This window comes from Pseudomonas sp. P4_C3 (assembly GCF_056402075.1).
In genome coordinates this window covers 1-1,796 of record NZ_JBFUIC010000559.1, presented here as the reverse complement: position 1 = coordinate 1,796, position 1,796 = coordinate 1, and the positions used below count along the sequence as shown (strand labels likewise).

The window sequence follows — 1,796 nt, the reverse complement described above, 5'->3', positions numbered from 1 at the left end:
GCTTGTACATGACCCAGGATGCGTTCCCCAAAGCCACCGGCACGAAGGACAAGGAGTTGTTCATTATCGATGGCGCAACGCACATCGAAACCTACTGGGTTCCCAAGTATGTGGACGCTGCACTCGGCAAGTTGACGCCGTTCTTCGCAAGAACCTTGTGATTGGTTCGTTGGGGTCGCGCATCCATGCGGAACCTGATTACATGGAATAATCCCGCGCTCCGCATGAGAGGTTCTCATCAATGGCCCGCGCCAATCTCAACGATCTGCAAGCCTTCGTGGTCATTACCCGTGAAGGCAGCTTCACTCGCGCCGCCGCACAGCTGGGCGTTTCGCAGTCCGCCTTGAGCCACACCATGCGCGCGCTCGAAACCAGGCTCGGCGTTCGCCTGTTGACCCGAACCACGCGCAGCGTATCCCCTACCGAGGCTGGTCAACGGCTGTATCAGTCCATGGCGCCGCGCTTCGACGAAATTGAACTTGAACTGGCTGCGGTCAGCGAGTTTCGCGACACCCCGGCAGGCAACGTGCGGATTTCAGCTTCCGAACATGCGGCGAACAACATCCTTTGGCCCAAGCTGTTGAAGGTGCTTCCCGACTACCCGGACATCAAGGTCGAAATCACCGTCGACTACGCCCTCTCCGACATCGTAGCGCAGCGCTACGACGCGGGCGTACGCCTGGGCGATCAGGTGGCCAAGGACATGATCGCCGTGCCGATCGGGCCACCATTGCGCATAGCGGTAGTGGGGTCGCCTGAATATTTCAAACAACGACCTTTTCCGAAAGAGCCGGGGGATTTGGCCGCACATAATTGCATCAATTTACGCCTGCCCACTCACGGGAGCCTGATGCAATGGGATTTTGAAAAGGACGGTCACGAACTCAAGGCACGTGTCGAAGGACAATGGACGTTCAACAGCAGCGTGCCGATCCTGCGCGCTGCTGTCGCAGGTTGTGGGTTAGGCTTCCTGCCAGAAGATATGGTAGCCAAGGAGCTTGCCGACGGTAGTCTTCTGCGGGTGCTGGAGGATTGGTGCCAACCCTTTGCGGGTTACCATCTTTACTACYCCAATCGCCGTGAACACTCATCCGCGTTTGGCGTCGTGGTCGATGCGCTGCTCTATAAGCGCTGAGTCGCCCATCTTGGCTTTCCTGCGGACAAAAACAAAACCCCTACCCGCGTGCGCAGATAGGGGTTTTGGAATTTAATCTTGACGATGACCTACTCTCACATGGGGAAACCCCACACTACCATCGGCGATGCATCGTTTCACTGCTGAGTTCGGGATGGGATCAGGTGGTTCCAATGCTCTATGGTCGTCAAGAAATTCGGGTACYGAGTCGTGRCCAGMTGGCCGCGCTTCAGCAAATTGGGTAGGTGATAGCTTTCGGTGTTTTGYGAGCGTCGAACTTTCGGTTCATTGCGTCTTCACACACCGCAATCTGATGCTCTTTCGAGTAGTCAAATTGCTTGGGTGTTATATGGTCAAGCCTCACGGGCAATTAGTATTGGTTAGCTCAACGCCTCACAGCGCTTACACACCCAACCTATCAACGTCGTAGTCTTCGACGGCCCTTCAGGGRRCTCAAGGCYCCAGTGAGATCTCATCTTGAGGCWAGTTTCCCGCTTAGATGCTTTCAGCGGTTATCTWTTCCGAACATAGCTACCCGGCAATGCCACTGGCGTGACAACCGGAACACCAGAGGTTCGTCCACTCCGGTCCTCTCGTACTAGGAGCAGCCCCTCTCAAATCTCAAACGTCCACGGCAGATAGGGACCGAACTGTCTCACGA

General features: G+C 55.9%; 1 protein-coding gene, 2 rRNA genes and 1 pseudogene. 2 read left to right on the top strand and 2 right to left on the bottom strand.

Going from position 1 to position 1,796, the window contains the following annotated elements:
• Positions 1-161, top strand: a pseudogene (locus AC1DVH_RS30610) (alpha/beta hydrolase); the annotation flags it as partial.
• Positions 162-241: 80 nt separating this feature from the next.
• Complete coding sequence (locus tag AC1DVH_RS30605; protein ID WP_477756944.1) at positions 242-1,135, top strand: LysR family transcriptional regulator; 894 nt, start codon at positions 242-244, stop codon at positions 1,133-1,135.
• 76 nt (positions 1,136-1,211) lie between these two features.
• Here the strand turns inward: AC1DVH_RS30605 and rrf are convergent.
• A 5S ribosomal RNA gene (gene rrf / locus AC1DVH_RS30600) occupies positions 1,212-1,327 on the bottom strand.
• Positions 1,328-1,484: 157 nt separating this feature from the next.
• Positions 1,485-1,796, bottom strand: a 23S ribosomal RNA gene (locus AC1DVH_RS30595); the annotation flags it as partial.